The sequence below is a fragment of the Microbacterium sp. Bi121 genome (genome assembly GCF_918698005.1).
Classification (GTDB): domain Bacteria; phylum Actinomycetota; class Actinomycetes; order Actinomycetales; family Microbacteriaceae; genus Microbacterium.
The window spans coordinates 533,222-557,414 of the sequence record NZ_CAKKLJ010000001.1 but is presented as its reverse complement, the minus strand read 5'-3'; the positions used below and the strand labels follow the sequence as shown (position 1 = coordinate 557,414).

The following is a 24,193-nucleotide window of genomic DNA, read 5'->3' as shown; positions in this document are numbered from 1 at the left end:
CGGCGCGGTCGACGCCCCGTTCCGCCGGTCAGGATCGTCGATGCGCCGCAGCGGTTAGCCGTTGAGCGAGCACCTTCGCGGCGTCGCGCAGCGGCTCGGGGCCAAGGATCGTGAAGGAGGCGTCGAACCGAGCGAGCGACGCCAGCACTCCGGTCCACGACCAGGAACCGACCGTGATGCGGCACGAGTTCGCGTCGACCTCCTCGAGCGTCCCGTCTCCGATCCACGGCGCGACGGCGCGGGCGGGGAGGGCGATGAGCACCTCTCCGACGCACGGCCAGCGGTCCTCGGCATCCGAGCCCTTCGCCCGCGCTGCGAGGTAGGTCTCGGCATCCGCCGCCGGCAGCGGGCGCGGCTCGAACGACGGGCCGGTCGGGATGCGCGGCGACATCCTGTCGAGGCGGAACGTGCGCCAGTCATCTGCCTCGAGATCCCATGCGAGCAGGTACCAGCGACTCTCGCGCGCCACGACCGCATGCGGTTCGGTGCGTCGCGGCGGGCGGTCGTGGTCGGTTCCGTAGTCGAATCGCAGCACGCGGCGGGCGTGCACGGCCGCGCTGACGGCCTCGAGCACGGAGGGGTCGAGTGCGGCGCCTGCGTCCTGCGGGCCGGTGAAGCGGATGCCGTCGACCCGATGCCGCAGGCGCGAGGGCATCACCTGTCGCACGGTGGCGAGGGCACGCACCGCGGCCTCGTCGATGTCGACGCCGGTGGCGGATGCCGTCTGCAGAGCGATCGCGATCGCCACAGCCTGATCGTCGTCGAACAGCAGCGGCGGCAGCTCGGAGCCCGCGGCGAGGCGGTAACCGCCGTCCGGTCCCTTGATCGCACCGATCCGATAGCCGAGTTCGCGCAGCCGATCGACATCGCGGCGCACGGTGCGCCGGCTCACGTCGAGGCGTTCGGCCAGGACGCGGCCCGGCCAATCGCGCTGCGTCTGCAGCAGCGAGAGCAGGGCGAGCATGCGCGCGGAGCTTCCGGTCATGGCATCCATTCTGCGCCGAGTAGAGGACGATAACTGACCTCTACTGCTGTGATCGTGGGTCTCGGCGACCACTCGGTCGTCGGCAGGTTCCACAACAGGAGAGAATCATGACCCTCACGACCACCACTCACCTCAACTTCCGCGGCGTCGCTCGGCATGCGCTCGAGTTCTACCAGTCGGTGTTCGGCGGCGAGCTCACGGTCGCCACCTACGGCGACTTCGGGATGCCGGCCGGCGTGCCCGGCGCCGACAAGGTCGTCTTCGGCAAGCTCACCGGCGAGGACGGCATCCGTCTGATGGCCTACGACATCCCTGGTCAGGACGACGAGGACGCGGCCGCGACGGCGGGGTCGACGCGACGCGAGAACGGCGTCACGATCACCGATCGCACGTTCTTCCAGTCACTCGACGGCGGCTCGATCGAAGAGATCACGAGGTACTGGGAGCGCCTCCTCGAGGGGGCCGTGATCATCGAGCCCCTGGCGGCGTCCGCGTGGTCGGCTGGATTCGGGATGCTTACGGATCGTTTCGGCGTGACATGGGTGCTGGGTGTGACGGCCGAGTAGGTGACAGCGGAGTAGGTGGTGTCGGGGTGTCGCCTCGTGCCGTCTGAACGGAAGTTCAGCGTCGCGAAGCGACACCTCTCGACTGAGCGTCGAGCGTCGAGTGCGCCGGATGCTACCGTCGCTCCGCTTCGGCGACCGTCCTGCCCTCGTCGAACCGTGCCTTCGCCCGGTCCTGGCGTCTGCCGACTTCGACCAGCTCGGTCGCCTTCGGCAGCCCCATCTCGCGCGTGGAGACGTAGATGCTCTCGGCGCGCTCGACGAGGAATGTCTCGTGCCAGACTCCGACGGTCCCTGGGGACTTGCGGGCGGCCTGGTTGAACTTCGTCCAGGCGGGCCGGTGCGCCTGCGACGGCGAGGTGGAGTAGGCGTAGAGCTTGTCGACCGATGACCAGTACTGCACGACGTACGGACCTCCTCGGCCGAAGAGGAGCTCGTAGCCCAGGAAGCCCGAACCGTCGTCCTGCGACAGCTCGCGCAGCATCCGGGGCATTGCGAAGAATGCGGGCAGCCAGACGTCCGGCCGCCACCAGCGGTTGATCTGCATCCCGATGTGGAAGACGACGAGCTCGCCCTCGTAGTGATGGGTCATGCGGCCCATGATGACCTTCGACATGATGTCCTCCGTTTTGGATAGCGTCACTATCCATAATGGATAGCGCTACTATCGATGTCAAGAGGTGACGATGAAGATCTCAGAGCTTTCCGCCACGACCGGCGTCCCGGTGCCGACGATCAAGTACTACCTGCGCGAACAGCTTCTGCCCGAGGGGGAGCGCAGCGCGCCGACGCAGGCCTCGTACGGCGAGCGGCACGTCAAGCGACTGGGCGTGATCCGCGCGCTCGTCGCTGCCGGGGTGAGCATCGCCGAGGTGCGCCGCGTCCTCGAGACGCTGGACAGTCCGCCGGCGAGCGCGCATCTTCTGCTCGGGTCCGCACACGCGGCGATCACGCCGCGGGTCGATGACTCGCTCGACCTTGCGGCCGCGGAGGATCTCGTCGCCGGGCTCGGCTGGACGCCTGGCCTGTGCGATGAGGCGCTGCTGCATGCCGTCGCCCGAGCGCTCGACGGCCTGAAGGCAGCCGGATTCGAGATGCCCGCTGAGGTCCGGTCGGCGTACCTGGACGGCATCCGCAAGATCGCTGATGCCGAGGTCGCCGGCGTCCCGACGTCGTCGCCCGAGGCGGCGGTGCAGTACGTGGTCCTGGGCTCTGCGCTGGTCGAGCCGCTGCTTCTCGCGCTGCGGCGCGTGGCGCAGCAGGTCGCTTCGGCTGAGCGGTTCGGGGATGGTTCGACGCTTCGGTGAGGTGGCGCGACCCGGGCGGTGCGGCGTCAGCGCCGTGTGCGGTCGACGACCCGCCAGGTCGCGGGCAGCAGAGCGGCCATCGCGACGATCTTGACCGCGTCGCCGATGAGGAACGGAACGACGCCCAGCGTCAGTGCTGCGACCAGGTCGACGCCGACGAACGCGGCCAGCCACGGCACGCCGAATGCGTAGATCGTGAGCGAGCCGAGGGCGGCGAGCCCGAGGGTCGTCCAGACGTTCCGGTCGGAGCGACGGCGGGCCAGGATGCCGACGAGCAGAGCTGCCGCGACGTAGCCGAGGATGTAGCCGAACGAGGCGAAGGCCCAGCCCGCGGAGCCGTTTGCGAAAAGCGGCACCCCGATGATGCCGAGTGCGAGGTAGAGGCCGGCGCTCGCGCCGCCGCGCAGCGGTCCGAGCGCGGCTCCTGTGAGCAGCACGGCGAAGGTGGCCAGCGAGATCGGCACCGGGGTGAACCACAACGGGATGGCGATGTAGCCCGCGACCGTGATGAAAGCCGTGCCGGCGAGCGTCAGCAGCACGTCGCGGGCGAGCGCGCTCCGGCGGGAGTGCGTGCGGATGAGGTCGGCGAGCACGGGAACGCGGCCGATGCGGCCTGCGGGTGCGGACATGGGTTCCTCCTGGACGACGTAGTCGAGAACAGCGTTCACCTGAACACCGTTCTATTGAACACTGTTCGGTACAGTAGCACTATGAATGCCGCGCCAGCATCCGCCCGCAACGACAAGAGCGCCGTCCTCGCTGCCGCCATGCGCGTGCTCGCTGAGAACGGTCTTCCGGGGCTCTCGATGCGTCGCATCGCCGATGAGCTCGACGTGCAGGTGAGCGCGCTGTACTGGCACTTCCCGAACAAGCAGGCGCTGCTGGCCGCCGTCAGCGCGCGGATCGTCGGCGACGGGTCGCCGAATCCTGAGATGGATGCCGTCGCCCGAACCCTGCGCGACCGCCTGCTCGCGCATCAGGACGGTGCCGAGATCGTCTCCAGCTCGTTCGCGCTCGGCCTGCTCGACCTTCCCGCACGAGCCGATCTGGTCAGTGCGGCCCGTGATCTCGGGCTCGACGACACGGCTGCGGAGGTGGCCGCCGACACGGTCGTGCACTACGTGATCGGGTACACGTTCCACGAGCAGCAGCGGGTGCACGCGGCCGTCGTCGGCGCAGCGGATGCTTCGGTCGACCTGTCGCCGTCCGACGTCGACGATCGCGGAGACGACTTCGAGGCCGGGCTCGCCATGGTCCTCGCGGGGGTGCGGGCGACGGCATCCGCTCGCCGCTGACGACGGCGGCGCACTAGCCTCGAGAGGTGTTCGCGATCGCTCTGAAGTACGCCCTCATCGCCCTGGTGATGGTGATGGTCGTCGGCGGAATCTGGTGGGCGGCGAAGCATCCCAACCGTTCGAAGCAGGATCCAGGACGGCTGCGCATGCCGATCTTCATCCCGATCGTGGGCTGGCTGCTGCTGGTCGTCGGGTTCCTGATGGTGCTGGTCGCGTTCAGCGCAGACGGAGATGCCGACGGCGAGGCCGACCTGCTGCCGATGCGCATCGCGGCGGTCGCCATTTTCGCCGGCGGGCTGTTCTTCCTGCTCATGCACCGCAACTGGTACCTCGAACCCGATGCGGACGAGGTGCGCTTCCGCACGATCTCCGGGCGCGAGCGCGTCATCGCCTACGCCGACATCGTCGACTATCGGACGTATGAGTACCAGGGCCAGCCGCGACTCGAGGTGCGCTCGGCATCCGGCGTGAAGCTGGCGATCAATCCGCGGATGTACGTGGTCGAACCGCTGTTCGACGCGATCGCGTTCCACCAGCGCGCCGGGCGCTGGCCGCTGCGCGGCGAGGCGCGGTAGTCGGCCGAGCGCGCCAGCCTGTATGACTTTTGTCGGTTATGAGCGCTCAGAACCGACGAAAGTCATACCGCACGCGGCGAGAGGGGCGCGTCAGGCCGGCGGCCACTGCGGATGCCGCGCCACCTCCACCCGCGCGGTGAGATCAGCCACCACGCGGGAGCCGTCGGCGACGAGCCCGAGAGTGCGCGCCAATTCCAGCGCCATCAGCGCGTGACCCGCCGCATTCGGGTGGAACGCGTCGTCGAGCAGACCCCATGGCATCCCCTCGTTGCCAGGACCCGTGCCGGTCGAGAACTCGGCGAACACGGCGTGCTGGTCCACCAGGAGGACCTCCTCCGCCACAGCCACCTCGCGCATCGCCTCGGCGAACTCGGCGAGTCGGGCCCGATCCGGCGCATGCGCCAGGTCGGCGAACGGCGGCGTCTGCAGCACCGGAATCGCCCCCAGCCCCCGCACGCGGGACACGAACACGGTGAGGTCGGCGGCGAACTCCGCAGGCGACACGACCGGATCGACCCACACCGTGGAGCAGTCGTTCGTGCCGATCATCAGGGTGACGACATCGGGGTGCCAGGTCGCGACGCGACGGTCGAAGTCGTCCAGGATGAGCGGGATGCGCCAGCCCGAGATCGCGGTGTTGATGACGGCATCCTGCACGCGCCCGAGATCACCGCGGATCAGCTCGTGCAGATGATCGACGTAATTCCGTGCTCCGCGCGTGTGGAGCAGCCCGTGGGTGATGGAATCGCCGGTCATCACCCACGTCGCCGGTCGCCCGGAGGCCAGCAGGTCGTGCAGCCTGGAAGCGTCGTTCATCCGCCTACTTTCAGCTCGACATCGATGAACCGCGGACGGTAGATCGACGCGTCGTCGTATACGTCGCCGACATTGTCGAACGTGTTGACGTTGTACGTCACGAGGAGCCGGTTGCCCTTGCGCATGTCGGGATGCTCATGCGCGTTGTAGGTGAAGACGTCGGCGTCTCCGTACGAGCCGAGCGCCCCGGTCTCTGGCGTGCGGTACAGCTCGACCGGCTCCGAGAACGGGCCGATGGGCGAGCACGAGGTGCGCGCCACGATGCGGGTGCTGAAGAGTTCGGAGGTGTCTTGCGTGATCATGAGGTACCCGTCGCGGTACTTCGCGACGCTGAACTCGTTCGCGACGTACGGTGTGACGGGCACGGCATCCGCCTCCTCCGCCGACCAGCCGGTGCCGTCCCAGAACGTCCAGTCACCGGCCAGCCCTGAGCCGTCCGTCGTCCGGGCGACGTGCGCCGAACGGACGCCCTCGATGTCGGTGATGCCGTAGATGTAGGTGGTGCGGCCCTCCTGCAGCGTCCAGGAACCCCAGTTGATGCCCGTGGCCGACGGCAGGTCGGCGATCGACTCGAGCTGCAGCGTGTCGCCGTCGAGCGTGGCGAGCCTGTTCGCGCTCCATCCCCAGTCCCACTGACCGGTACCGGTACGGGTGAACTGCAGCAGCGGCACCTGCACCGTGTTGTGCTTGCCCGTCGCCGGGTCGCCGATCCAGTACCAGCGACCGTCGTCCTCCGGCGGCACGATCGCCTCCGGAGCATCCGCCGTTCCGCCCGTCACCGTCTGCATGCCCTTCCGGGTCTCGACGACGATCGAGTTGTTCACGAAGGCGGAGTCGGTGGGCCGCGAGCCGTCGGGGTTGACGGTGCCGAGGAACGTGTCGGAGAAGAACCAGCCGGTCTTGCCGCCCTTCAGCGGCAGCGAGTACGTGCTGTCGGCACCCGTCCACGCCCCACCGGTCTCGGCGTAGGTTCGGAACTTGTCCGTCAGCGGCTGGTCGACGGATGCCGTCGCCGTCAGCGTCTTGCCGGTCAGCGAGCACTGGCCGTCGCCGTGCCCGTGGCCTGCCGGTGCGATGGTCGCGCTCGCGGGTGCCGCGATCAGCGCGCCGGCCAGCATGGATGCCGCGGCGACGGCGCCAGCGATCGTTCTGATGTTCCTCATGACCACTCCTTCGTGTTCGTTGCTGCTTCTGATCGAGCTGATCTCGTGCTGGATGAGTTCAGTCGGTTATGAGCTTCCAGAAGCGACGAAAGTCATCCCGCCTGGGGCAGAACCTGCCCGTCCGCGCGCACGTCGTACGTTGCGTCTCCGACGCGGAGGCCGCGGAGCACCGCCGACGAGTCGAGCGCGGCCACGCATCCGGCGGCGGAGACCCTGCCGTCCAGCGCGATCGACACCCCGAACAGCGACTCGATGACGAGCTCGATCCACGCGCCGGACGACGAGCACGCCCAGTCGGTGATGTACGGCAGCTGCGGCGGGGCCTTGCGCGCTCCGCCGTTCAGGCCGGGCACGGCCTCCTCCACGAAGTGCGCCTGCCCCATCGGGCCCTGGTTCGCGGTCTGCGCGAGGCCGGAGATCCAGTCGGTGAGCACTCCTGGCGCTCCGAGCGCGGCGAGGGCTCGCCCGGCATCCGCCGGCCAGGCCGGATACGCGCCGTTCCACTGGTGATCGGGCCGCACGCTGTAGCTGGCATCCGGATCCCAGGGCGAGAGAGCGCGCATCCAGTTGTCGGTCTGCAGCTCGCGCTGGAAGAACTCGACCATCTCGGCACGGATGCCGGGCGTCAGGTCGGCGGCGATCGTCGTGCCGACGACGCTGAAGTCGTAGCAGTGCCGCACCGGCAGCATCGTGCCGTCGGGCTGGCCGGCGGCGAAGATCCCCTGCCCGGGCAGGTAGCGGGAGATGACGGACGGCAGCAGGTCGTCGGCCGCGGCGCGGAGGGTGGATACCGCGGCATCCTGCTCGTGCCCTTCCGAAGCGTGAAACTCGACGAGCGACGCGGCCGTGCGCATGTTCCAGACGTTCGCGGCGTTGAGGCTCGCGACCTCGTGCGTGTACGAGCTCACGCACTCGAGCAGGTTGTCGATCTCGCCGTAGTCGGCGAGATCCGTGTCGTGGCGCAACGCCTTCCACGCCGTCGCCCACTCCTGCACCGACTCCGCGACGGTCGCATCTCCGACTCGTTCCGAGAGGAAGCCGACATCGCCGGTCAGTCGTACGTAGTCGTTGACGAGCCGGATCATGGCGTAGTCGTTGACCGAGTACCAGCGCCCGACCGGGCCGCCCGTGATCGACGAAGTGCCGAAGTGCGAGTGGATGTCGAGCGAGATCCAGTGCAGGATCTGATTCCGCATCTCGGCCGGGTCGAGCAGCGCGTGGCTGACGGAGCTCAGGCTGTAGTCCCAGATGAACGTCGTCGTGCCCCAGTAATTGGGCATGAGCGTGTCGTACGAGCGGCCGAGTACGTTACCGTCCCAGTCGCGGCGGAACCAGATGAGGCCGAGGGCGGCCCACCAATAGATCCGCCGCAGGGGTTCGGATGCCGTGTCCAGCACTGGCAGCGCACCCGAGAACTCGCCGTCGTCCGGCGTGAAGGCCGCCGCGAGCTGCCGGTTCCAGAACTCCTCGGCCGACGCGACAGCACCAGGCACGTCCGCTGCGACCTTCGCGTACGTCCGGCGCGCGGCATCCGCCGAGGTGCCGATCGCGTGCACGTAGCCGGTCCGAGCAGACCCGCCCGCCGGCACGTCCAGCACCACCGTGAGATCGCCGCCGCGGCCGTTGCCGCCGATGCCGATCTCGAACTCCGCAGGCAGCGCCGCCACCCCGCTCAGCGCTGCCTCCCCCTCGGCCAGTCCCTGCACGCTCCACGCCGCGGCATCCGCCGACGAGAACTCGATCGTGCTGCCCTTGACCGTCGCGGCATCCGTTCCGGAGGGCGATTCGGCATCGAGCCACGCGTCCGACGACCGGGTGACGCGTGCGGCGGCCGACAGGCCGATGGTCACCGTGCGCGCCGATTCCGACGAGACCACGATGTCGATCGCGACGGCCATCGACCCCGGCACGCACGCTGTCGTCGTCTCGATCGTCAGGGCGCCGAGCTCAGCTCGACGGACGACGCGGTCCGGGCGCCACTCGTGCGTGACCGGCACGCCGTACGACGCGAACAGACGCCCGTCGACGAACAGCACGGCGGTCTGCGTCAGCCCCTGTGAGACGGGCGGGAACTGCACCGCGGAGAGCGCGGTGAGGTCATGGTCGACACGGACGGTTCCGAGCATGTTCGTGAGCCCGGCCGGCGCGATCATGTCGTCGTACTGGTGGGTGATCGGGTCGGCGGCGAGATCGTCGACCGTGGGGATCAGCGGATTCATGGTGCCTTTCACACGTTTACGAAAGAGTGCGTCAGTACTGGCCGAGGGCCAGTCCCTTGTTGAAGAACTTCTGCGTGCAGAGGAACAGAACGACCGTCGGCAGTGAGACGATGACGGCCGCCGCGAGCACGGTCGACATCTGTGCGCCGCCGTACGTGCTCTGCATGCCGGACAGGGTCGTGACGATCGGGCGGATGTCGTCCGACTGGCTGAGCGTGAGGCCCAGCAGCAGGTCGTTCCAGACGAACGTGGCCTGCAGGATGAAGATCGCCACGAGCGCGCTGGATGCCATCGGCAGGTACATGCGCGTGAAGATCTGCCAGGTGGTGGCGCCATCGAGAACAGCCGCCTCGAACGTCGAGTGAGCGACTCCGGTGAAGAAGTTGCGCATCACGAACGCTGAGAACGGTATCGAGATGACCGTGTAGATGATGACCATGCCGACCCGGGTGTCGAACATTCCGGTGCGGGAATATGCGTCGAACAGGGGCAGCAGGATCATCTGCAACGGGAACACCGATCCGCCGAAGATTACGACGAACCACGTGAATCCGTGCTTGAGCCGCAGGGCGACGATCGCGAAGCCGGCGGCCGCTCCGACGAGCACCGCGATCGCCGGCGAGACGATCGAGTAGATCAGCGTGCTGACGATCGAACTGCCGAGCCCCGACAGCTCGAAGGCGGCGGCGAAGTTCTGGAAGAGGTGGAAGTCGGTGGGGATCCACGACTCCTTCGAGGTGAAGGTGAGCGGGTCCTTGGCCGCGTTGACGACGAGCAGGTAAGCGGGCATCAGCCAGATGAGGCCGAGGATCATGAGGATGCCGTAGCGGAGGGTCTTCATGTCAGAACTCCTTCTTCGGCGACAGTTGCTGGCGCAAGTACGTCACCGAGGCGACGAGCGTGATGACGGTCAGGAACACGGCGATCGCGGAGCCCAGGCCGTAGTCGCTGTTCACGAAGGTCTCCTTGTACATCGTCAGCGCCAGGGTCTCCGAGACGGTTCCCGGTCCGCCCTTGGTCATGCCCCAGACGATGTCGAAGGTCTTCAGGCTCGCGACGATCGAGAGTCCGACGACCACGGCGGTGAGCGGACGGAGCATCGGCCAGAGGATGCTGGTGAACAGGCGGATGCCGTTGGCTCCGTCGATGCGGGCGGCCTCGAGCGGCTCCTTCGGGATCGCCTGCAGCCCGATCGTGAACAGCAGCGCGTTCACGCCGACGCCCTGCCATGCGGCGGCGATGATCATGACGACGGTGTTGAGCGGAGCATCCAGGAGCCAACGCGGCGGATCCAGGATGCCGAACACGGCGAGCGCCTGATCGAGCGCGCCGCCGGAGGACAGGATGAAGGACCACACCACGCCGACGCCGATGCCCGACAGGGCGTAGGGGATGAGGAAGGGCAGGCGCAGCCAGAGTCCGCCGCCGAGGTTCCAGGTGAGCAGCGCCACCGCGAGCCCGATGCCGACCGGGATGATGAGCGTCCCGACCACCCACAGCACGGTGTTCAGGGCGGAGGTCAGGAAGTCGCCGTCGGTGAACATCTCGACGTAGTTGTCGAGGCCGATCCAGTCGGGGCTGCCGAGCCCGTTGTAGTCAGTGAAGCTGAGGTAGACCGTCCACAGCAGCGGCAGGTAGAGCAGGACCGCGATGAGAAGCACGCCCGGGGCGATGAAGCCCCGGGCGGACCACTGGTACGGCGTCTTCTGGTGCGCCATCCGACCCGTTACTCCTGCTCTGCCCAGTACTTGTCAGCCGTGGCCTGGATCTTCTCCAGGAACGGCATCGGGTCGCCGGGGTTGGCGTTGAAGGCGCCGAACTGCTCGATCGCGGTGGTCACGATCTCGGTCGGCATCGCCTCGAAGAAGCGGTCGTACAGCTGGTAGTCGTCACCGGCGATCTCGGTGCCGAGCTCTGCGAGAGCGGGATCGGCGACCTCGGCCTTGGGGTTGAAGGCGACGTCGCCGTGCGCGGCGTTCCAGGCGGTCTGCGCGCCGTCCGACATCCACCATTCGGAGTACGCGAGGCCGAGATCCTTCTGCGAGGAGCTCTCGGCGACGCAGATCGGGCCGGATTCGACGGCGACCGGCGTCTTCTCGAGATCGCCGTTGACCGCCGGGATCGCGAACATGCCGTAGTCGTCCGTGCTCATGCCGGCTCCGGCGAGGTTGCCGGCGAAGAACGTGCCGAAGTTGATCATGGCGAAATCGCCCTGCTTGAGCGCGACGGCCGGGTCGGTCGTGCTTCCCGGATCGCTGAACCAGCCGTCCTTCTGCTCGTCGAGCCACAGGTTCATGACGTCGACGATCTCGGGGTCGGTGTACTTGACGTCGCCCGTGGTGAGTCCCTCGTACAGATCGGGGTCGGTCGAGGCGACGAGGTGCTGGAACCACTGGAACGTGAAGAGCGTGCTCGTCTGGTAGTACGGCGTGACGCCGGCGTCCTTGAGGGTCTCGGCTGCGGTGTTCAGCTCGTCCCAGGTGGTCGGCACCTCGACGTCGTTGTCGGCGAACGCTGCCTTGTTGTAGAACATGATCCAGTAGGCGATGTTCATCGGCACGCAGTACTGCTTGTCGTCGAAGGTGTAGCCCTTGGCGAGGTCTTCGCTCACCCAGCCCTCGTCGATCGCCTTCTTCCAGATGTCGGTGGTCTCGGCGATCAGGCCCTCGTCGACGAGCTCCTTCAGCGACTGGCCGGTGTGCCAGGTGAAGAGCCCTGGCGACTTGCTCGTTCGGAACGACTGCTTGATGAACGCGTCGTACTGATTGGCGTCCGAGTAGCCGGTCGTCTTCAGGTCGATGTCGACATCGGCCGAGCTCGTCTCGTTGAGGGACTCGAAGTCGGGTTTCCACGCGGCCTTGTCCGTGTAGAAGTTGAGCGTGCCGGTGGTCTCTCCACCGTCTCCTCCCCCGCCGGACCCGCCGGAGCAGCCGGCCAGGGCTGCCCCGGCCAAGACCAGGCCGGTGACGGTGATGGCGATCTTGCGTCGCGAGATCATGGGAACTCCTTTGTTCTGGATTGCTGGTGTCGGTGTTTCGGGTCAGTTGTCGGTCGTGCGGGATCCTCGGACGTACGCCTTCACGGTGGCGAGGCGGTCGCTGCGCGTCCGCTCGGTGCGCTCGATCCGGTAGGCCCCGACGGACGCCGGGATGATGAACGTCTCGGCATAGTGCACGATGAAGGGCTCGAAGGCCTCGGACGGGCTGACCACGCGCGCTTCATCGCCCTCGACGAGATTGATGACGTTGACGGTTCCGTCGGTGTCATGGTCTGCGCCCTGGGTGAACCAGTGTCTGCGGGTCTCGATGAACTCGAGCGCGTGCAGGCCGGTGCGCTCCTCGATCGTGTCGCCGGTGCGGCTGATCTCTTCGACCTGGTCGATGAGGTTCTCGTTCACCCAGTCGGTGTCGCGGTCCCACTGAATGTTGCGGGCGCCGTGATCGAGGTGGACGGGCCGCGGGATGCCGTCGAGCCCGACGCGGCCCCAGTCCCAGAGCTTGAACGTGAAGATGAACGGCGTGGCCGAGATCTCGAGCACCATCGAGTTCGCGCCGGAGCAGTGGATCGTGCCCGAGGGGATCGCGAAGTGGTCGTGCTTGCGGGCCGGGTAGGAGTTGATGTACTTCTCGGCGGGGAAGGGCGTCTCGCCCTGCTGCGCGGTGGCGAGGTCTGCGAGCATCGCATCCTGGTCGATGCCGTTCTTGGTGCCGAGGTAGACGACAGCGTCGTCACCGGCATCCAGCAGGTAATAGCTCTCGTCCTGCGTGTAGGCCATGCCGAACGTGTTCTGGATGTAGTCCGTCAGCGGGTGCACCTGCAGGCTGAGGTTGCCGCCGTCCATGGTGTCGAGGAAGTCGAAGCGGATCGGGAACTCCGCACCGAAGCGTGCGAACGTCTTGGCGCCGAGCAGGTCGACCGGCTGGGCGAAGACGAGGTCGAGGGAGGGGATCTCGATGACGCCGCCTTCGTCCGCACCCGCGTCGCTCTCGAGCAGCAGCGAGTTCTCCTCCGGAACGCAGTCGAAGCACCAGGCGTAGTTGTCCTTGGACGGGTCGAGGCCGATGAGCGACTTCATCCACTGGCCGCCCCACACGCCGGGGTCGAAGAACGGCACGACGCGGAAGGGGCGAGTGGCGGCATCCTGCAGCGCGATGCGGAACGCGTCGCCGGTGATCATGCCGGCCTCGGGGGAGTCGGCGTGCGGCTCGGCCGGGGCGATGGCGTTGCCGTCGACGACGAAGTCGAGGGTGTCGAAGAGGGAGCGCTTGTGGCGGTCGGCGACGCGCCATTCGACGAAGAAGCCGCGCTTGTACTTGCGGAGGATGTCTTCGTCGGCGTTGTCGGCGCGCCAGTTGGTGGCTCCTGCGCGCAGGCGCAGCTGGATCTCCCAGCGGGCCATGTCGACGAGCACCGTGGTGCTTCGCTCGACGCGGTCCGCCAGGAGTCCAGCACCCCAGCCGACCACGATCGTGCGGTCGGTGACGCGGCCGGCTAGCTTGTCGAGCCTGCCGGCGTCGTAGAAGTCAGTGAGGGTGAAGTGGCTCATGACGCCGAAGACGCGGTCGTCGGTGAGGTTCGGGGCGATCAGCTGCTCGATCTCCACAACAGGGCGGGCGGCGTCCTCGACGTCGACGATGGTCCAGTCGGGGAGGGCGTCGCGCAGCTGCGCGGTGAGCGCCGGGATGTTCACGCCGGGGTAGGTGTCCACCAGCAGGGTCGTCGCGTTCTGGGCGGCGGTCTGCCAGGCGGCGGAACCGCGGAGGATGCGCTCGCCACTGGGCAAGGGAACCGTGGGCTGGGTGTCGTAGCGGCCGCGCTCGGTGTGTCCTTCGTGCATGTCGCTGATCGGCGTGCTCAATTCATCTCCTGGTGTCGCGGGGTGCGCGCAAGGGCGCTCAGCCCTCGCACGACGGAGTATTCGGGTTCTGGGGGCACGACGAAGCGCGGTGGGGTCATCGACGGCCAGAGGTGTTCGCGCACGTAGGTCTCGATCGGGGCGCTGACGGCGTCGCCGGCGCGGAGGATGCCGCCGGAGAGGATGACGACGCGCGGGTCGTACATGTGGCAGAGTGTGACCACGGTCGCGCCCCAGACCTGCAGGAATTCATCTCGGATCTCGGCGTGATCGTCGGACGTGAACAGTTCCTTGACCGTTGACGGTCCATCGCCCTGCGGGTCGTTGAGCGAAGGAGGCGCACCCGCCGCAGACGAAGCGCGTCGAGCGAGCGGAGCGAGTCGAAACGTACCCTCCTCCCGCAGTGCCCAGCTCGACGCCAGCGCCTCTCCGCAGCCGACGTTCCCGCACGGGCACACCGGTCCGTGGAGGTCGACGGTGGCGTGGCCGCCGAGGATGCCGGCGTGGCCGGTGACTCCGCGCAGCGGGACGCCGTCGATCATCGCGGCGGTGCCGATGCCGGTGCCGAGGGTGACGAGGACGGCGTCGCGCTCGCCGGATCCTGATCCGGTCGAGGTCTCGCCGATGAGCGCGGCGCGCGCGTCGTTCTCGACGACGGCGGGGAGCCCGAGGTGTTCTCGCACCCATTGCTTCAGGTCGAAGTCGTTCAGGAACTCGTACTTGTCGTTGGCGTGCAGCATGCGGCCGGATGCCGGGTCGACGACCCCGGGGACGGCGATGCCGGCCGAGGTCGGGGTGCCGCCCGCCCGCTCGATCAGCGCGTGGGAAGCGGTGACGGCGGCGTCGAGGTCGGCGGTGCTGCCGGTGACGGGGATGCGGTCGGATGCCAGGATGCTGGCGCCCTCGATGACGGCGAGCTTGATCTCGGTGCCACCGAAGTCGATGCACAGCTCCATAACCGCACTCCCGTCTGATTGATTGGTAACGTTACCAACGAGCGCAAGGGGTGTCAACACCTTTCTGGCTCGTCGTGTGCTGGGGTCGTTGAGCGAGGCTCAGCCGAGTCGAAACCGCCCGCCGCACCGCTCCTAGCGCAGGTGCATCCGCAGCTGCACCGGCAGCTCGACTTCCCGTGCCGCTCCGCCGTCGCCCTCGGCATCCAATCGATCCAAGAGGAGTCGCGCGGCGGTGCGTCCCAGCTCTCGCGGATCGTGGTCGATGACGCTGATCGGCACGGGTGAGAGCTCGGCGAGCTCGAAGTCGTCGAAGCTCATGATCTCGGGATACTCCGACGCGGGCTTCAGCCCCGAGCCGAGCTGTCGGCTGATCTCCTTGAGCGCGCCGATGGCGTTCCGGTTGTTGGCGCAGAAGAGTGCGGTGGGCGGGTTCTTCATCCGCAGCATGGCGCGGGTTGCTTCGCGGGCCTGGTCGACGGTCTGCTGCCCGGCGGCGACGAGCTTCGGGTCGATCGGGATGCCGCGCTCCTCGAGCGCACGGATGAATCCCGCGTGTCGGCGCTGACCGGTGAAGATCGAGAGGGTGTTGCCGAGGTAGCCGATTCGCGTGTGGCCGGCATCGATGAGCGCCGTGGTTCCGCGGTGCGCGCCGTCGTCGTCGGCGAGGACGACGCTGTCGGCATCCAGTCCGTCGATGCGGCGCGACGCCTGCACGACCGGGACGCCCTGTGTCTGGGATGCCGCGAGATGGTCGGGCTCGGTGCTCGCCGGTACGACGATGAGCCCCTCGACGCGGCGGCCGAGGAAGTCGCTGACGAGCGCGTTCTCGCGGGCGGCATCCTCCGACGTGTTGCCGAGCAGGATGCGCCGGCCGGTGAGTGCGGCCTCCTCCTCGACGCCGAGCGCGAAGGTGCTGTAGTACGGGTTCGCGATGTTGGTGATGGCGACGCCGATCAGTCCGCTGGAATGGCCGGGGCGGATGCTGCGAGCGTTCTCGTTGCGGTGATAACCGAGCTCTGCGACGGCGGCGAGGACGCGCTCCTGCACGTCGGGTTTGACGTTGAGACCACCGGAGAGCGTGCGGGAGACGGTCATCGGGCTCACGCCGGCGTGCTGCGCGACCTCTTTGATGGTCGGGCGATGTGCCCGTGCGCTCATTGCCCGCCTCCAGCTTCGTCAAGGGAACGTTATCAGGGCAGCGCTGAGGCCTGAGTGCCCTGTGAGGCGCGAGGGTTACCCTGTCGCCCATGAACACGGATGCTTCGACGATCAACGATGACGGCGACTCGGCAGGAAGTTCCGCTGATGAGGGCTTTCTTCGGCAGGCGGTGAATCTCGCCGTGAAGAACGTGGCGGATGACGGGGGACCGTTCGGCGCGGTGGTCGTGCGCGACGGGGAGGTGATCGGCACCGGTCAGAACCGCGTGACGAGCGATCACGACCCGAGTGCGCACGCCGAGATCATGGCGCTGCGCGCGGCAGGGATGAGCCGTTCGAGCGCTGGTTGAGTACGGCGTCGCGCACCGAGTATTGAGGTGCCCGATGCCGGTGCGCTGCAGGGGTCGCAATACGTCGTCACGGCGCGCGTTTAGCGACCCTTTGCGACCCCTCCCGCAGGGATGCGACCCCCGGGCCGGCGCAGGGGGCGCAATGTGTCGCTTGGGCGCGCGTGAAGCGACGACTTGCGTCCCCTCCCGAGGGGCCGGCGGCGTCCGCGCTACGGGCGGGTGTCGTCGTGGTGCACGATGCGGCTGAGCTCGATGGCTCCGCCGGGCAGCTCCCAGTAGTGCAGGCGCCGCGCGCCGGGAGTGTTCTGCTCGATCGCTGAACGCCAGCACTTCGATCCGTCGGCGCGCACCACGTACGAGTCGTCGCCGCCCTCGCCCGAGCGCAGTCGGTGCAGCTCCCGTGCCGGGATCTCGCGGTCGCGGCCGGTGACGGCATCCACGCAGGCGCGCACAGCCTTGGCCAGCTGGTTCTCATCGAGCGCCTCGAGCGACGCGATGAAGTCCCCTCCGAAGGTGTACTCCCGCAGTGGCCAGCGTTCGCGTTCGCCTGGTGCGGTGCGGTTGCCCCACGTGCGTTCGATCTCGATGCGGATGCCGTCGGGCGTCGCATCCACATGTGCCCGTTCGGCGGCGCGGCGGGCATCGCGCAGCGCACGCCCGGCGTCGCGGCGGTCTTGCGCTGCGTCGGCCAGTTTCGCCTCCAGCGACGCGCGCTCTGCACGCTCGTCCGAGAGCATCCTCTGCAGCTGTTGGTTCTCGGTGCGGAGCTTCGCCAACTCCGGAGCATCGGATGCCGTACCGGATCCGCGGGCGACGAGATTGGTGAGAGCGAGCAGATCACGCCGCACGGCGGCCACTTCGCTCGACAGGGCGCCGATGTCGTGCCGGATCGCGGCGTCGACGGATGCCGGGACCGGTCCAGGCGCCGCGGGCGCCAGGTGTCCCGCGGTGGACGCGTCGCCCCCGGCCCCGCCGTGCGCGTCGGCGGCGCTTCCGGTTTCGGCAGTCCCGGCCGCGGCGGCGTCGGAAGCTCCGCTCCCGGAAGTGGTGGACCGGGATGTGGCACCCTCGGACGCACCCACTGGCGCGCTGGTTTCGCGTCGCCGTCCCTCGCTCAGCCACGCCGGACCTCCGGTGACGAGCGCGAGTGAGGGAACGAGCGGTGCGTCAGGATCGGCATCCGCGTAGCTGAGTCCGATGCCGGCGGGGGTGCGGCGCACCCGGACGCGGACGACATCGCCGACGTGCAGCAGGTCGGTGATGGGTCCTTCGTCGACGTCGACGTCGCGCCGGCGGAGGACGAACGCCTCTCGCGGGTGCAGCTGCACGGTCGCGCGCAGATCGGTCACCTTCACGACCAGCGCGAGCGTATGTGAGCCGTCGGCGAAGGTCGACAGGTTCGCGTTGAGCGGTTCCGGGTGTAGCTCGTTGCCTTCGAGGATGCCGCCGACCGGGCCGCCTTCGACGAGCGCGGCGATCAGGGGGATGGTGGGCGGCAGAAGGTCGTCGGTCGCCGTGACGGTCGCGCCGTCGTCGAGACGGATGATGGCGCGGGTGCCGTCGGCGACGAAACCCTGGACTGTGCCGCTGGCGTGACGAACCTGGGTCGGGCGGGCCGATTCGACCGTGCGTCCGTGCGTCTGGGAGAACACGTCGTCGATGAGGTCGTCGGTGTCGGCGTGGCCCGGGAAGCGGAGATGCGAGCGCGTCCAGTCGGGCGCCGAGCCGAAGTCCGGCGGGTAGGAGCGGGCGGCTCCGCCGAAGGCGTGCGTCTTAGGCGGCATGAGGTTCTCGAGGTCGCGGCTGGCGGTGCCGGTCTCGATCGTGACGATGTCGGCGACGCCGTCGAGTTCAGCGCGGAGCCTGGTCAGGTCGAAGGCGAAGAGGCCGTCGGCATCCGTCGAGACGAGGACGAGCGGTTGCTCGCGCGAGCCGAGGATCCGTGCGGCGAGCGCCTCGACCTCGGCGGCGGTGCGGACGTCGGCGAGACTCATGGGTGCGAGTGTAGGCGAGGTGTTCGAGGAGAAGGCCGGGGCGCGGCGGGCCGGCTGATCACGCGCATCGGACTCGCGTCTCGTCAGGCCCATGCCCGCTCGGCGTCAGGCCCATGCCCGCTCGGCGTCAGGTCCTTGCCCGCTCGGCGTCAGGTCCTTGCCCGCTCGGCGTCAGGTCCTTGCCCGCGCGGCGAGTCCGGCCCGGATCCGCATCGCTCGAGCCCGAGCCCGAGCCCCGGCTCACCCAGCCGGGCGGAATCTTCGCGGCGGTGGATCGATCCCCGCCCATGCGTACGCGAGCGGAAGGCTTTTCTGCAGCAGGATCGACTCCGCGCCGAACCTGTCGCCCGGCGGATGGAGGACGAAATCGTCCTTCCCCTTGCGCGTGATTCGCCATCCGTGGTGGTGCAGGTTCATATGGTGGAACCGGCACAGCAGAATCCCGCGATCGATGTCCGTCCGTCCGCCGTCGGCGCTCCACTCGTCGATGTGGTGCGCCTCGCAATAGGAAGCGGGACGGTCGCACCCTCGCCACATGCACCCGCCGTCGCGCACGGCCAGCCCGATGCGCTGTCGGGACGTGAAGAGTCGCTGTTCTCGCCCGACGTCGAGGGGGTTGCCGCACGCGTCGACGGTGACCGGGACGTACCCGCTGTCGCAGACGTGCTGGTCGGCGACGGCTCTCGGCAGGGTCGTCAGACCGTCTTCGGCGTGGGCCGTCGGCTCGTCGACGACCCGCACGAGCCGGATGCCGGCCTGCCGGGTGCCGAACACGGTTTCAGCGTCGGCCAGTGTGCCGGTCCGCACGACGTCGAAGAACAGGTCGTATGTGAGCTGATCGTTGGTCCGCTCGTCCGCAGTGAGATCGGCCGCCCGCTCGCGCTCCGCCGAGTCGACGAACCGCGGTCCACCGCGCCGCGGCCGCATGGCGTTGTCGCGCAGGGTCTGCGCCTGCAGCCAGCCCTCGTCGTCGAAGAGGATCGACCCCCGTCGATTGCCGTCAGCATCCATCCAGAGCCGAAAGCTGCGGCGTTCGTACCGCTCCAGGAACCGGCGCTTCGCGCCCTCGGGGTCGAGCCGATCGCGCACTGAGCGCGCGGTCTGCCGCAGCTCATCCAGCGACACCTTCGCAGCCTCTGCGATCAGATGCTCCGCCGCCAGCGCCCAGGCCTCTGCCGCAGAATCAGCAGACGCAGCAGGATCATCCTCCACAACCACAGGCTCCCCGAGCCCCTGCCTGATTGCGTCGTTCTGCACCGCCGTGATCGTCTGCGCGAACAGCGCCTCGCTCAGCGCAGCATCCCATGCCGGCTGCGGTGGACTCTCGACCGTCGCACCCACGTCCAGCGCCTCGTCGGCGACCGGCTCAGGCACGCTCAGCAGGGATTCGCCCACGCGCACCTTGCGCGCAGCATCCGCCTTGCCCGTGCCGGTGAGCTCCTGAACGAGCGACAACGCCGTGCGATGCCCGCGCGACTGCGCGAGGCCCGAGTGCCCGGCATCCCGCGTCGAACGAGTCGCGATCACGCCGACGGCCGCCACCTGCGCGAGCTCGGCGCAGCGCATCAGCGCGGCCGCCGCCTCGGCGACCAACACAGCATCCGCGTCGCCCAGCAGAGCCGCCCGAGTCGCGAGATCCTGCGACTCGACGTCCGCTCCGAGCACAGCGACCAGCGCTGTCGCGCGGTCGGTGATCTCGGCTGCGAAGGTCATGATTCCAGTATCGTGAGGGCCACCGACATTTAGCATTTGTGTGGGGTTCGCGGTCGCGCCGACGATCATCGGGCCCGATTGCGCGGCTGACGCGAGAGCGAGTGACGCGAGCGCGGCGTGCACCGGCATCCGCCCGTCATCTGGCACGCTGGCCGAATGGAATCCGAGACTCCACCCGTCCGCGGACGATTCTGGCCGTCCCTGCTGATCGGGGCTGGGGCCGCCGCCGTGATGCTGTTCCCATCGTGGGTGGGCGGTGGCATCCTGCCGCTGCAGAACCTGTGGCACGAGCAGACCCTGCCCGACGACATGCCGTTCTCGCTTCTGCCGCTCAGTCAGTACTACGCGATCAACATCTGGGTCATGCTGCTGCTCGGCGGCGTCGTCGCGGGCCTCGTGGTGCGTTTCGCGGGGCGGCGATGGATGCTCCGCCCCGGCCCCGCCGCGCTCGGAGTGCTGCTCGTGCACCTGATCGTCACGCTCCAGGCGTTCGCAGTTCTCGGCGCGGGCCTCGGCCTGTGGGACGGCACCGCGGGCGCCCGCGAGGTGCTGTACTTCGGCGGGATGCTGGGCGGAGTCGTCGCCGGCATCCTGCTCGCACAGCTCGGGCTGTGGCTGACCTCGCGGCGCTCGGTGGGTCCGGTCGCGCTGGGGATCGTGCTGGCGGCGGTGCCGTTCGCGAACTGGATCGGCACTGCGATCACGGCGTTCACGACGTACATGGGGTATCCGCAGTTCATCGCGGACGTGCTGCGCTGGCTCCCCGCGGTCATCGTCGGCGTGACGCTCGCGTGGTGCGGCGTGCGCCCGATCGGCCGGCTGGGCGTGTGGGTCGTCGGGCTGCTGTCGGTCTGGATCGTGCCGGCGCTGTTCACGGCGATCATGTACGCGCTCGGGTCGCGGGTGTTCGACGGCGACCTCGGAATGATGGCCGAGGCCGGCACGCAGGTGTTCCCGCAGGCCGTCGCCGTGCTGTGGCAACCGGCCGTGGTCGCGCTCGTGATCGGCGTGATCGGTGTCGTCGTACGGATGCTGGTGACACGGACGCCCGGGAGGACGTCCGTGTCACCGCAACGGGAGGTCTGAACAGTCGAACTCAGAGGTCGACTTTGCCGCTTTCCCCGCCCTCATAGCGTTCGCCGGTGACCTTCGACTTGACGAAGCTGAACGCTGTCGCGATCTTTCCACCGGGGCTGTCCCAGTACTCGGCCGAGTCTGCGCTGAACTTCAGGACGCCGACGTCGAGGTCGTCTGGCCCCTCCGGGAACCAGGCATCGACCATCGGGTTCCACAGTTCTGCGATCTTGTCGCGGTCTTCGACGAGCCGTGCCGTGCCGGAGAGCGAGACCCATGCGTCGTTCGAACTCAGTGCAACGTTGGCGCGGGAGTCCGCGGCGAGGTCGTGAACGGGCGATGAGGTCTTCGAGACGAGGAACCACAGATCGCCGTCGAACTCAGCCTCCTGAACGGTCAGCGGGTGGGCGACGAGCGTGCCGTCGTGGTTCGTGACGAACATCGCGAAGCGGAACTTCTTGACGAGCTCTGCGACCTTGGTTCGGTCATCGGTGGTGTCGCTCATGGCGGTGGCCTTTCTGTCCGGGTGCTGGTGCGTACGACAGTGCATCCGCCCAGAGGCACAGGAGAAGGGGGTTGCAAGGTCGGCGGGGTCGCGTTAGGGACGCACGCATCACCTCACTCCCGCAGCAACCCCCGCAGCGTCTGGATCGCGTCCGCCTCGGCCGCCGTCTTGTCCGGCCGATAGCCCTTGACCCGGGCGAAGCGCAGGGCGATGCCGCCCGGATAGCGGGGCGAGCGCTGCACGCCGTCGATCGCGATCTCGACGACGAGCTCGGGGCGCAGGAGCACCGCGTGCGCGGACCGCGACGTCTCGTACGACGGGAAGGTCGAGGTCTGCCAGTCCAGCAGGGCGTCGGTGAGTCCCTTGAAGGTCTTGCCGACCATGACGAACCCGCCCGCTTCGCCGAACTCGCCGTCAGGGTCGAGCGCGCCGAGGTGCAGGTTCGAGAGCTTGCCGCGCCTCCGCCCCGATCCCCACTCGGCGGCGAGCACCACGAGGTCGTACGTGAGCACGGGTTTCACCTTCACCCACGACTTGCCGCGGCGCCCGGCGGAGTACGGCGAACCGATGGCCTTGACCAGCACGCCCTCGTGGCCGGCGGCGAGTGCTTCGCGGGAGAGGTCTTCCGCCGCGGACGGAATGGCGGTGACGATGCCCGGCATCCGCCATTCGCCCGCGACGCGGTCGAGCTCCTCAAGGCGAGTGGACAGGGGCTCATCGAGCAGATCGCGACCGTCGACGTGCAGCGCGTCGAAGAACCACGGGCGCAGGGCGATGGTGCGCGCGACGTCGGCGCCGAAGCGCGACATCGTCTCTTGGAACGGACGCGGCCCGCCGTCCTCGTCGAGCGCGAGCGTCTCGCCGTCGAGGATGAGGTCGTGGGCGGGCAGGGCTCGCACGATGTCGACGATCTCGGGCACGCGGTGGGTGATGTCGGCGAGGCTGCGGGTGTAGACGCCGACCTCGTCGCCGTGCCGGTGCACCTGGATACGGGCGCCGTCGAGCTTGTATTCGACGGATGCTTCGCCGGTGAGCTCGAGCGCGGCCGTCGGTGTCGCAGCGGTGGCCGCGAGCATGGGGAGGACCGGGCGGCCCACCTGCAATCCGACCTCCTCCAGCTCGGCCGCGCTTCCGGTGAGGGCGAGGAGCGCGGTCTCGCCCAGGTCGCCGGAGAGCATCGCGGCCCGGCGGACGGTCGCCGGCGCACGGTCGGATGCCTTCGCGATCGCGTCGAGCAGCACACCGCCGAGGGCGCCGGTGCGGAGCTCGCCGAGCATGGCGCGGGCGAGGAAGTCCCACTCATCCGCTGTGGCTGCGCTTGCGAGTGCCGAGAGGGCGCCCGTGCGCCGGGCGGCCGAGCCGGAGCCGGATGCGTGAGCGAGCTCGTCCAGCGCCCGGTCGACATCGCTGATCGTGAGCGTCGTCTCGGTCGAGTGTGTGATCTCCAGTGCCGCAATGCCGCGCCATCCGACCCCGAGCCGCCCCTGCCGAGGGGATGCGAGCAGCAACCCGACGATCACCGGGAGCTCGTCGGGCGCAGCATCCCGAAGCAATCGAGCCAGCGCATCGATCTTCGCCAGGCGCGACGAGGTGGCCGCGACCTCGCGGGTGGTGTCGACGAGCTCGGAGAGCCTCATGAAGCGATCATTGCACCGGGGTCGGACGTTCGGTGGATGCAGACGCCTCCGAGTGATGCCCGAGCCGACGACTCAGGCCGGCTTCTCTGCGACCGCTGCATCGGGGTCGAACCCCAGCTGTGCAGACAACTCGACCGCTGCGGCACTGACGTAGCGCGCGAGGCTTTCCAATCGATCACTGATGCGGATCTTGGGAGCACTGATGTTCAGGGCCGCGATGATGCGGCCGCTGTAGTCGCGGACGGGTGCCGATGCGCCGACGACGCCGAGTTCGAGCTCCTCGTCGAGCAGTGCGTAGCCGCGAGTGCCGATGCGGGCGAGCTCCGCGCGCAGCGACGGAAGGTCGTAGACCAGCGCTTTGTCCTCGGGCGGTGCCGGGAGCACGGCGAACCCGACGGAGTGCGACGGCACCGGGCCGACGATGACCTGATCGCGCCCGTGCACGTCGTACCAGCGCACCAGCGACTCATCGTCCCAGTCGCTCAGCAGGACTCGTCCGGATGGTGTGCGCCACGCGGCTGTCGTCACCCCTTCCCATCCGGTGGTGCGGAACTCGTGCGGGCTCATCTCGCTCGAGATCGTGAGCACGTTCCCGCCGCGCAGAACGCACAGGTGCGTTGTCTCGCGCGCCTGCTGGGCCATGCGTCGCAGGATCGGACGCGACTTCGCCGCGAGCCGGCTCTCGAGCGTCAGGGCTGCCATCGAGTACAGCCGCGATCCGAGTCGGTAGGCGAGGGTGCTCTCGTCGCGCTCTGCGAGTCCGGCCTCCGACAGGGTCGCGAGCGACCGTGACACGACAGCTTTGTCGCGTCCGGTGAGTTGTGCGACGCGTACGACGCCGAGCCCACCCGGCGCGGCTTCCGGGCTGCCGAGCGCCTCGAGGATCTCGATGTCGCGGGCCAGGCCTGACGTGTTCCGTCGTGGAAGCTTCTCTGCGTTCTCCATGCGCCCACCCTACACAGTTGCCATGTGCGCATCTGCAAGTGGCGTATCGGCATCTGTTGTTCCTATCGTGGTGACACACAGAC

At 68.4% G+C, this 24,193-nt stretch carries 23 protein-coding genes; 6 read left to right on the top strand and 17 right to left on the bottom strand.

The window, feature by feature from the left end:
- Positions 1-28: 28 nt before the first annotated feature.
- Positions 29-985: a WYL domain-containing protein gene (locus LQZ87_RS02660; protein WP_230101889.1), complete on the bottom strand. Its 957-nt coding sequence runs from the start codon at positions 983-985 to the stop codon at positions 29-31.
- A 107-nt stretch (positions 986-1,092) separates the two neighbouring features.
- Between LQZ87_RS02660 and LQZ87_RS02655 the strand changes: the two genes are divergently transcribed.
- Positions 1,093-1,551: a VOC family protein gene (locus LQZ87_RS02655; RefSeq protein ID WP_230101888.1), complete on the top strand. Its 459-nt coding sequence runs from the start codon at positions 1,093-1,095 to the stop codon at positions 1,549-1,551.
- A gap of 112 nt (positions 1,552-1,663) precedes the next feature.
- On the opposite strand, the gene LQZ87_RS02650 is transcribed toward LQZ87_RS02655, so the two are convergent.
- A complete protein-coding gene (locus LQZ87_RS02650; protein WP_230101887.1) occupies positions 1,664-2,164 on the bottom strand; it encodes a DUF4188 domain-containing protein in 501 nt (166 codons plus the stop codon).
- Between the two features lie 70 nt (positions 2,165-2,234).
- Here LQZ87_RS02650 and LQZ87_RS02645 point away from each other — a divergent pair, with 70 nt between their 5' ends.
- Positions 2,235-2,855 (top strand): MerR family transcriptional regulator, encoded by a 621-nt coding sequence (locus LQZ87_RS02645; RefSeq protein WP_230101886.1) that lies wholly within the window; start codon positions 2,235-2,237, stop codon positions 2,853-2,855.
- Positions 2,856-2,881: 26 nt separating this feature from the next.
- Here the strand turns inward: LQZ87_RS02645 and LQZ87_RS02640 are convergent, their stop codons facing one another.
- Positions 2,882-3,484, bottom strand: a complete 603-nt coding sequence (locus tag LQZ87_RS02640; protein WP_230101885.1) for a biotin transporter BioY — start codon at positions 3,482-3,484, stop codon at positions 2,882-2,884.
- An 81-nt stretch (positions 3,485-3,565) separates the two neighbouring features.
- On the opposite strand from LQZ87_RS02640, the gene LQZ87_RS02635 reads away from it, so the two are divergent.
- The gene (locus tag LQZ87_RS02635) at positions 3,566-4,150 is read left to right on the top strand and encodes a TetR/AcrR family transcriptional regulator (RefSeq protein ID WP_230101884.1); all 585 of its coding nucleotides are present in this window, start codon (positions 3,566-3,568) and stop codon (positions 4,148-4,150) included.
- Positions 4,151-4,176: 26 nt separating this feature from the next.
- The gene (locus LQZ87_RS02630) at positions 4,177-4,725 is read left to right on the top strand and encodes a hypothetical protein (RefSeq protein ID WP_230101883.1); all 549 of its coding nucleotides are present in this window, start codon (positions 4,177-4,179) and stop codon (positions 4,723-4,725) included.
- Between the two features lie 90 nt (positions 4,726-4,815).
- Here the strand turns inward: LQZ87_RS02630 and LQZ87_RS02625 are convergent, their stop codons facing one another.
- The 9 genes from LQZ87_RS02625 to LQZ87_RS02585 form a co-directional block, all read right to left on the bottom strand.
- Positions 4,816-5,541 carry an SGNH/GDSL hydrolase family protein gene (locus tag LQZ87_RS02625; protein ID WP_230101882.1) on the bottom strand — a complete coding sequence of 242 codons (726 nt, stop codon included), beginning with the start codon at positions 5,539-5,541 and terminating at the stop codon, positions 4,816-4,818.
- Positions 5,538-6,704 (bottom strand): DUF4185 domain-containing protein, encoded by a 1,167-nt coding sequence (locus tag LQZ87_RS02620; RefSeq protein ID WP_230101881.1) that lies wholly within the window; start codon positions 6,702-6,704, stop codon positions 5,538-5,540. The genes LQZ87_RS02625 and LQZ87_RS02620 overlap by 4 nt, the downstream gene beginning before the upstream one ends.
- 92 nt (positions 6,705-6,796) lie before the next feature.
- A complete protein-coding gene (locus tag LQZ87_RS02615; RefSeq protein ID WP_230101880.1) occupies positions 6,797-8,923 on the bottom strand; it encodes a hypothetical protein in 2,127 nt (708 codons plus the stop codon).
- A 31-nt stretch (positions 8,924-8,954) separates the two neighbouring features.
- On the bottom strand, positions 8,955-9,764 hold the full coding sequence (locus tag LQZ87_RS02610) for a carbohydrate ABC transporter permease (RefSeq protein ID WP_230101879.1): 810 nt from the start codon (positions 9,762-9,764) through the stop codon (positions 8,955-8,957).
- Between the two features lies 1 nt (position 9,765).
- Positions 9,766-10,641, bottom strand: a complete 876-nt coding sequence (locus tag LQZ87_RS02605; protein ID WP_230101878.1) for a sugar ABC transporter permease — start codon at positions 10,639-10,641, stop codon at positions 9,766-9,768.
- An 8-nt stretch (positions 10,642-10,649) separates the two neighbouring features.
- On the bottom strand, positions 10,650-11,921 hold the full coding sequence (locus LQZ87_RS02600; RefSeq protein ID WP_230101877.1) for an extracellular solute-binding protein: 1,272 nt from the start codon (positions 11,919-11,921) through the stop codon (positions 10,650-10,652).
- 42 nt (positions 11,922-11,963) lie between these two features.
- Entirely contained in the window at positions 11,964-13,781 is a 1,818-nt protein-coding gene (locus LQZ87_RS02595) for a class I mannose-6-phosphate isomerase (RefSeq protein WP_230101876.1), read from the bottom strand.
- On the bottom strand, positions 13,778-14,734 hold the full coding sequence (locus tag LQZ87_RS02590; protein WP_230101875.1) for an ROK family protein: 957 nt from the start codon (positions 14,732-14,734) through the stop codon (positions 13,778-13,780). Before LQZ87_RS02590 ends, LQZ87_RS02595 begins: the two co-directional genes overlap by 4 nt.
- A 132-nt stretch (positions 14,735-14,866) precedes the next feature.
- Positions 14,867-15,892 carry a LacI family DNA-binding transcriptional regulator gene (locus tag LQZ87_RS02585; RefSeq protein ID WP_230101874.1) on the bottom strand — a complete coding sequence of 342 codons (1,026 nt, stop codon included), beginning with the start codon at positions 15,890-15,892 and terminating at the stop codon, positions 14,867-14,869.
- Between the two features lie 89 nt (positions 15,893-15,981).
- On the opposite strand from LQZ87_RS02585, the gene LQZ87_RS02580 reads away from it, so the two are divergent.
- Positions 15,982-16,242 (top strand): deaminase, encoded by a 261-nt coding sequence (locus LQZ87_RS02580; RefSeq protein WP_363317985.1) that lies wholly within the window; start codon positions 15,982-15,984, stop codon positions 16,240-16,242.
- 209 nt (positions 16,243-16,451) lie between these two features.
- Here LQZ87_RS02580 and LQZ87_RS02575 read toward each other — a convergent pair whose 3' ends face one another.
- Positions 16,452-18,236 carry a hypothetical protein gene (locus LQZ87_RS02575; protein ID WP_230101873.1) on the bottom strand — a complete coding sequence of 595 codons (1,785 nt, stop codon included), beginning with the start codon at positions 18,234-18,236 and terminating at the stop codon, positions 16,452-16,454.
- 240 nt (positions 18,237-18,476) lie between these two features.
- Positions 18,477-19,949: an HNH endonuclease signature motif containing protein gene (locus tag LQZ87_RS02570; protein ID WP_230101872.1), complete on the bottom strand. Its 1,473-nt coding sequence runs from the start codon at positions 19,947-19,949 to the stop codon at positions 18,477-18,479.
- Positions 19,950-20,105: 156 nt separating this feature from the next.
- On the opposite strand from LQZ87_RS02570, the gene LQZ87_RS02565 reads away from it, so the two are divergent.
- Positions 20,106-21,035 carry a hypothetical protein gene (locus LQZ87_RS02565; RefSeq protein ID WP_230101871.1) on the top strand — a complete coding sequence of 310 codons (930 nt, stop codon included), beginning with the start codon at positions 20,106-20,108 and terminating at the stop codon, positions 21,033-21,035.
- Positions 21,036-21,045: 10 nt separating this feature from the next.
- Here the strand turns inward: LQZ87_RS02565 and LQZ87_RS02560 are convergent, their stop codons facing one another.
- The 3 genes from LQZ87_RS02560 to LQZ87_RS02550 all read right to left on the bottom strand — a co-directional run bounded on the left by LQZ87_RS02560 (position 21,046) and on the right by LQZ87_RS02550 (position 24,110).
- Complete coding sequence (locus LQZ87_RS02560; protein WP_230101870.1) at positions 21,046-21,528, bottom strand: pyridoxamine 5'-phosphate oxidase family protein; 483 nt, start codon at positions 21,526-21,528, stop codon at positions 21,046-21,048.
- Positions 21,529-21,641: 113 nt separating this feature from the next.
- Entirely contained in the window at positions 21,642-23,165 is a 1,524-nt protein-coding gene (locus LQZ87_RS02555; RefSeq protein WP_230101869.1) for an ATP-dependent DNA ligase, read from the bottom strand.
- A 72-nt stretch (positions 23,166-23,237) separates the two neighbouring features.
- Positions 23,238-24,110 (bottom strand): IclR family transcriptional regulator, encoded by an 873-nt coding sequence (locus tag LQZ87_RS02550; RefSeq protein ID WP_230101868.1) that lies wholly within the window; start codon positions 24,108-24,110, stop codon positions 23,238-23,240.
- Positions 24,111-24,193 lie beyond the last annotated feature (83 nt).

Excerpts from the sequence above, each read along its gene's own strand:
- LQZ87_RS02660 (WP_230101889.1), bottom strand. The coding sequence starts at position 985 with ATGACCGGAAGCTCCGCGCGCATGCTCGCCCTGCTCTCGCTGCTGCAG.
- LQZ87_RS02655 (WP_230101888.1), top strand. The coding sequence starts at position 1,093 with ATGACCCTCACGACCACCACTCACCTCAACTTCCGCGGCGTCGCTCGG.
- LQZ87_RS02650 (WP_230101887.1), bottom strand. The coding sequence starts at position 2,164 with ATGTCGAAGGTCATCATGGGCCGCATGACCCATCACTACGAGGGCGAG.
- LQZ87_RS02645 (WP_230101886.1), top strand. The coding sequence starts at position 2,235 with ATGAAGATCTCAGAGCTTTCCGCCACGACCGGCGTCCCGGTGCCGACG.
- LQZ87_RS02640 (WP_230101885.1), bottom strand. The coding sequence starts at position 3,484 with ATGTCCGCACCCGCAGGCCGCATCGGCCGCGTTCCCGTGCTCGCCGAC.
- LQZ87_RS02635 (WP_230101884.1), top strand. The coding sequence starts at position 3,566 with ATGAATGCCGCGCCAGCATCCGCCCGCAACGACAAGAGCGCCGTCCTC.
- LQZ87_RS02625 (WP_230101882.1), bottom strand. The coding sequence starts at position 5,541 with ATGAACGACGCTTCCAGGCTGCACGACCTGCTGGCCTCCGGGCGACCG.
- LQZ87_RS02620 (WP_230101881.1), bottom strand. The coding sequence starts at position 6,704 with ATGAGGAACATCAGAACGATCGCTGGCGCCGTCGCCGCGGCATCCATG.
- LQZ87_RS02615 (WP_230101880.1), bottom strand. The coding sequence starts at position 8,923 with ATGAATCCGCTGATCCCCACGGTCGACGATCTCGCCGCCGACCCGATC.
- LQZ87_RS02610 (WP_230101879.1), bottom strand. The coding sequence starts at position 9,764 with ATGAAGACCCTCCGCTACGGCATCCTCATGATCCTCGGCCTCATCTGG.
- LQZ87_RS02605 (WP_230101878.1), bottom strand. The coding sequence starts at position 10,641 with ATGGCGCACCAGAAGACGCCGTACCAGTGGTCCGCCCGGGGCTTCATC.
- LQZ87_RS02600 (WP_230101877.1), bottom strand. The coding sequence starts at position 11,921 with ATGATCTCGCGACGCAAGATCGCCATCACCGTCACCGGCCTGGTCTTG.
- LQZ87_RS02590 (WP_230101875.1), bottom strand. The coding sequence starts at position 14,734 with ATGGAGCTGTGCATCGACTTCGGTGGCACCGAGATCAAGCTCGCCGTC.
- LQZ87_RS02585 (WP_230101874.1), bottom strand. The coding sequence starts at position 15,892 with ATGAGCGCACGGGCACATCGCCCGACCATCAAAGAGGTCGCGCAGCAC.
- LQZ87_RS02580 (WP_363317985.1), top strand. The coding sequence starts at position 15,982 with ATGAACACGGATGCTTCGACGATCAACGATGACGGCGACTCGGCAGGA.
- LQZ87_RS02575 (WP_230101873.1), bottom strand. The coding sequence starts at position 18,236 with ATGAGTCTCGCCGACGTCCGCACCGCCGCCGAGGTCGAGGCGCTCGCC.
- LQZ87_RS02570 (WP_230101872.1), bottom strand. The coding sequence starts at position 19,949 with ATGACCTTCGCAGCCGAGATCACCGACCGCGCGACAGCGCTGGTCGCT.
- LQZ87_RS02565 (WP_230101871.1), top strand. The coding sequence starts at position 20,106 with ATGGAATCCGAGACTCCACCCGTCCGCGGACGATTCTGGCCGTCCCTG.
- LQZ87_RS02560 (WP_230101870.1), bottom strand. The coding sequence starts at position 21,528 with ATGAGCGACACCACCGATGACCGAACCAAGGTCGCAGAGCTCGTCAAG.
- LQZ87_RS02555 (WP_230101869.1), bottom strand. The coding sequence starts at position 23,165 with ATGAGGCTCTCCGAGCTCGTCGACACCACCCGCGAGGTCGCGGCCACC.
- LQZ87_RS02550 (WP_230101868.1), bottom strand. The coding sequence starts at position 24,110 with ATGGAGAACGCAGAGAAGCTTCCACGACGGAACACGTCAGGCCTGGCC.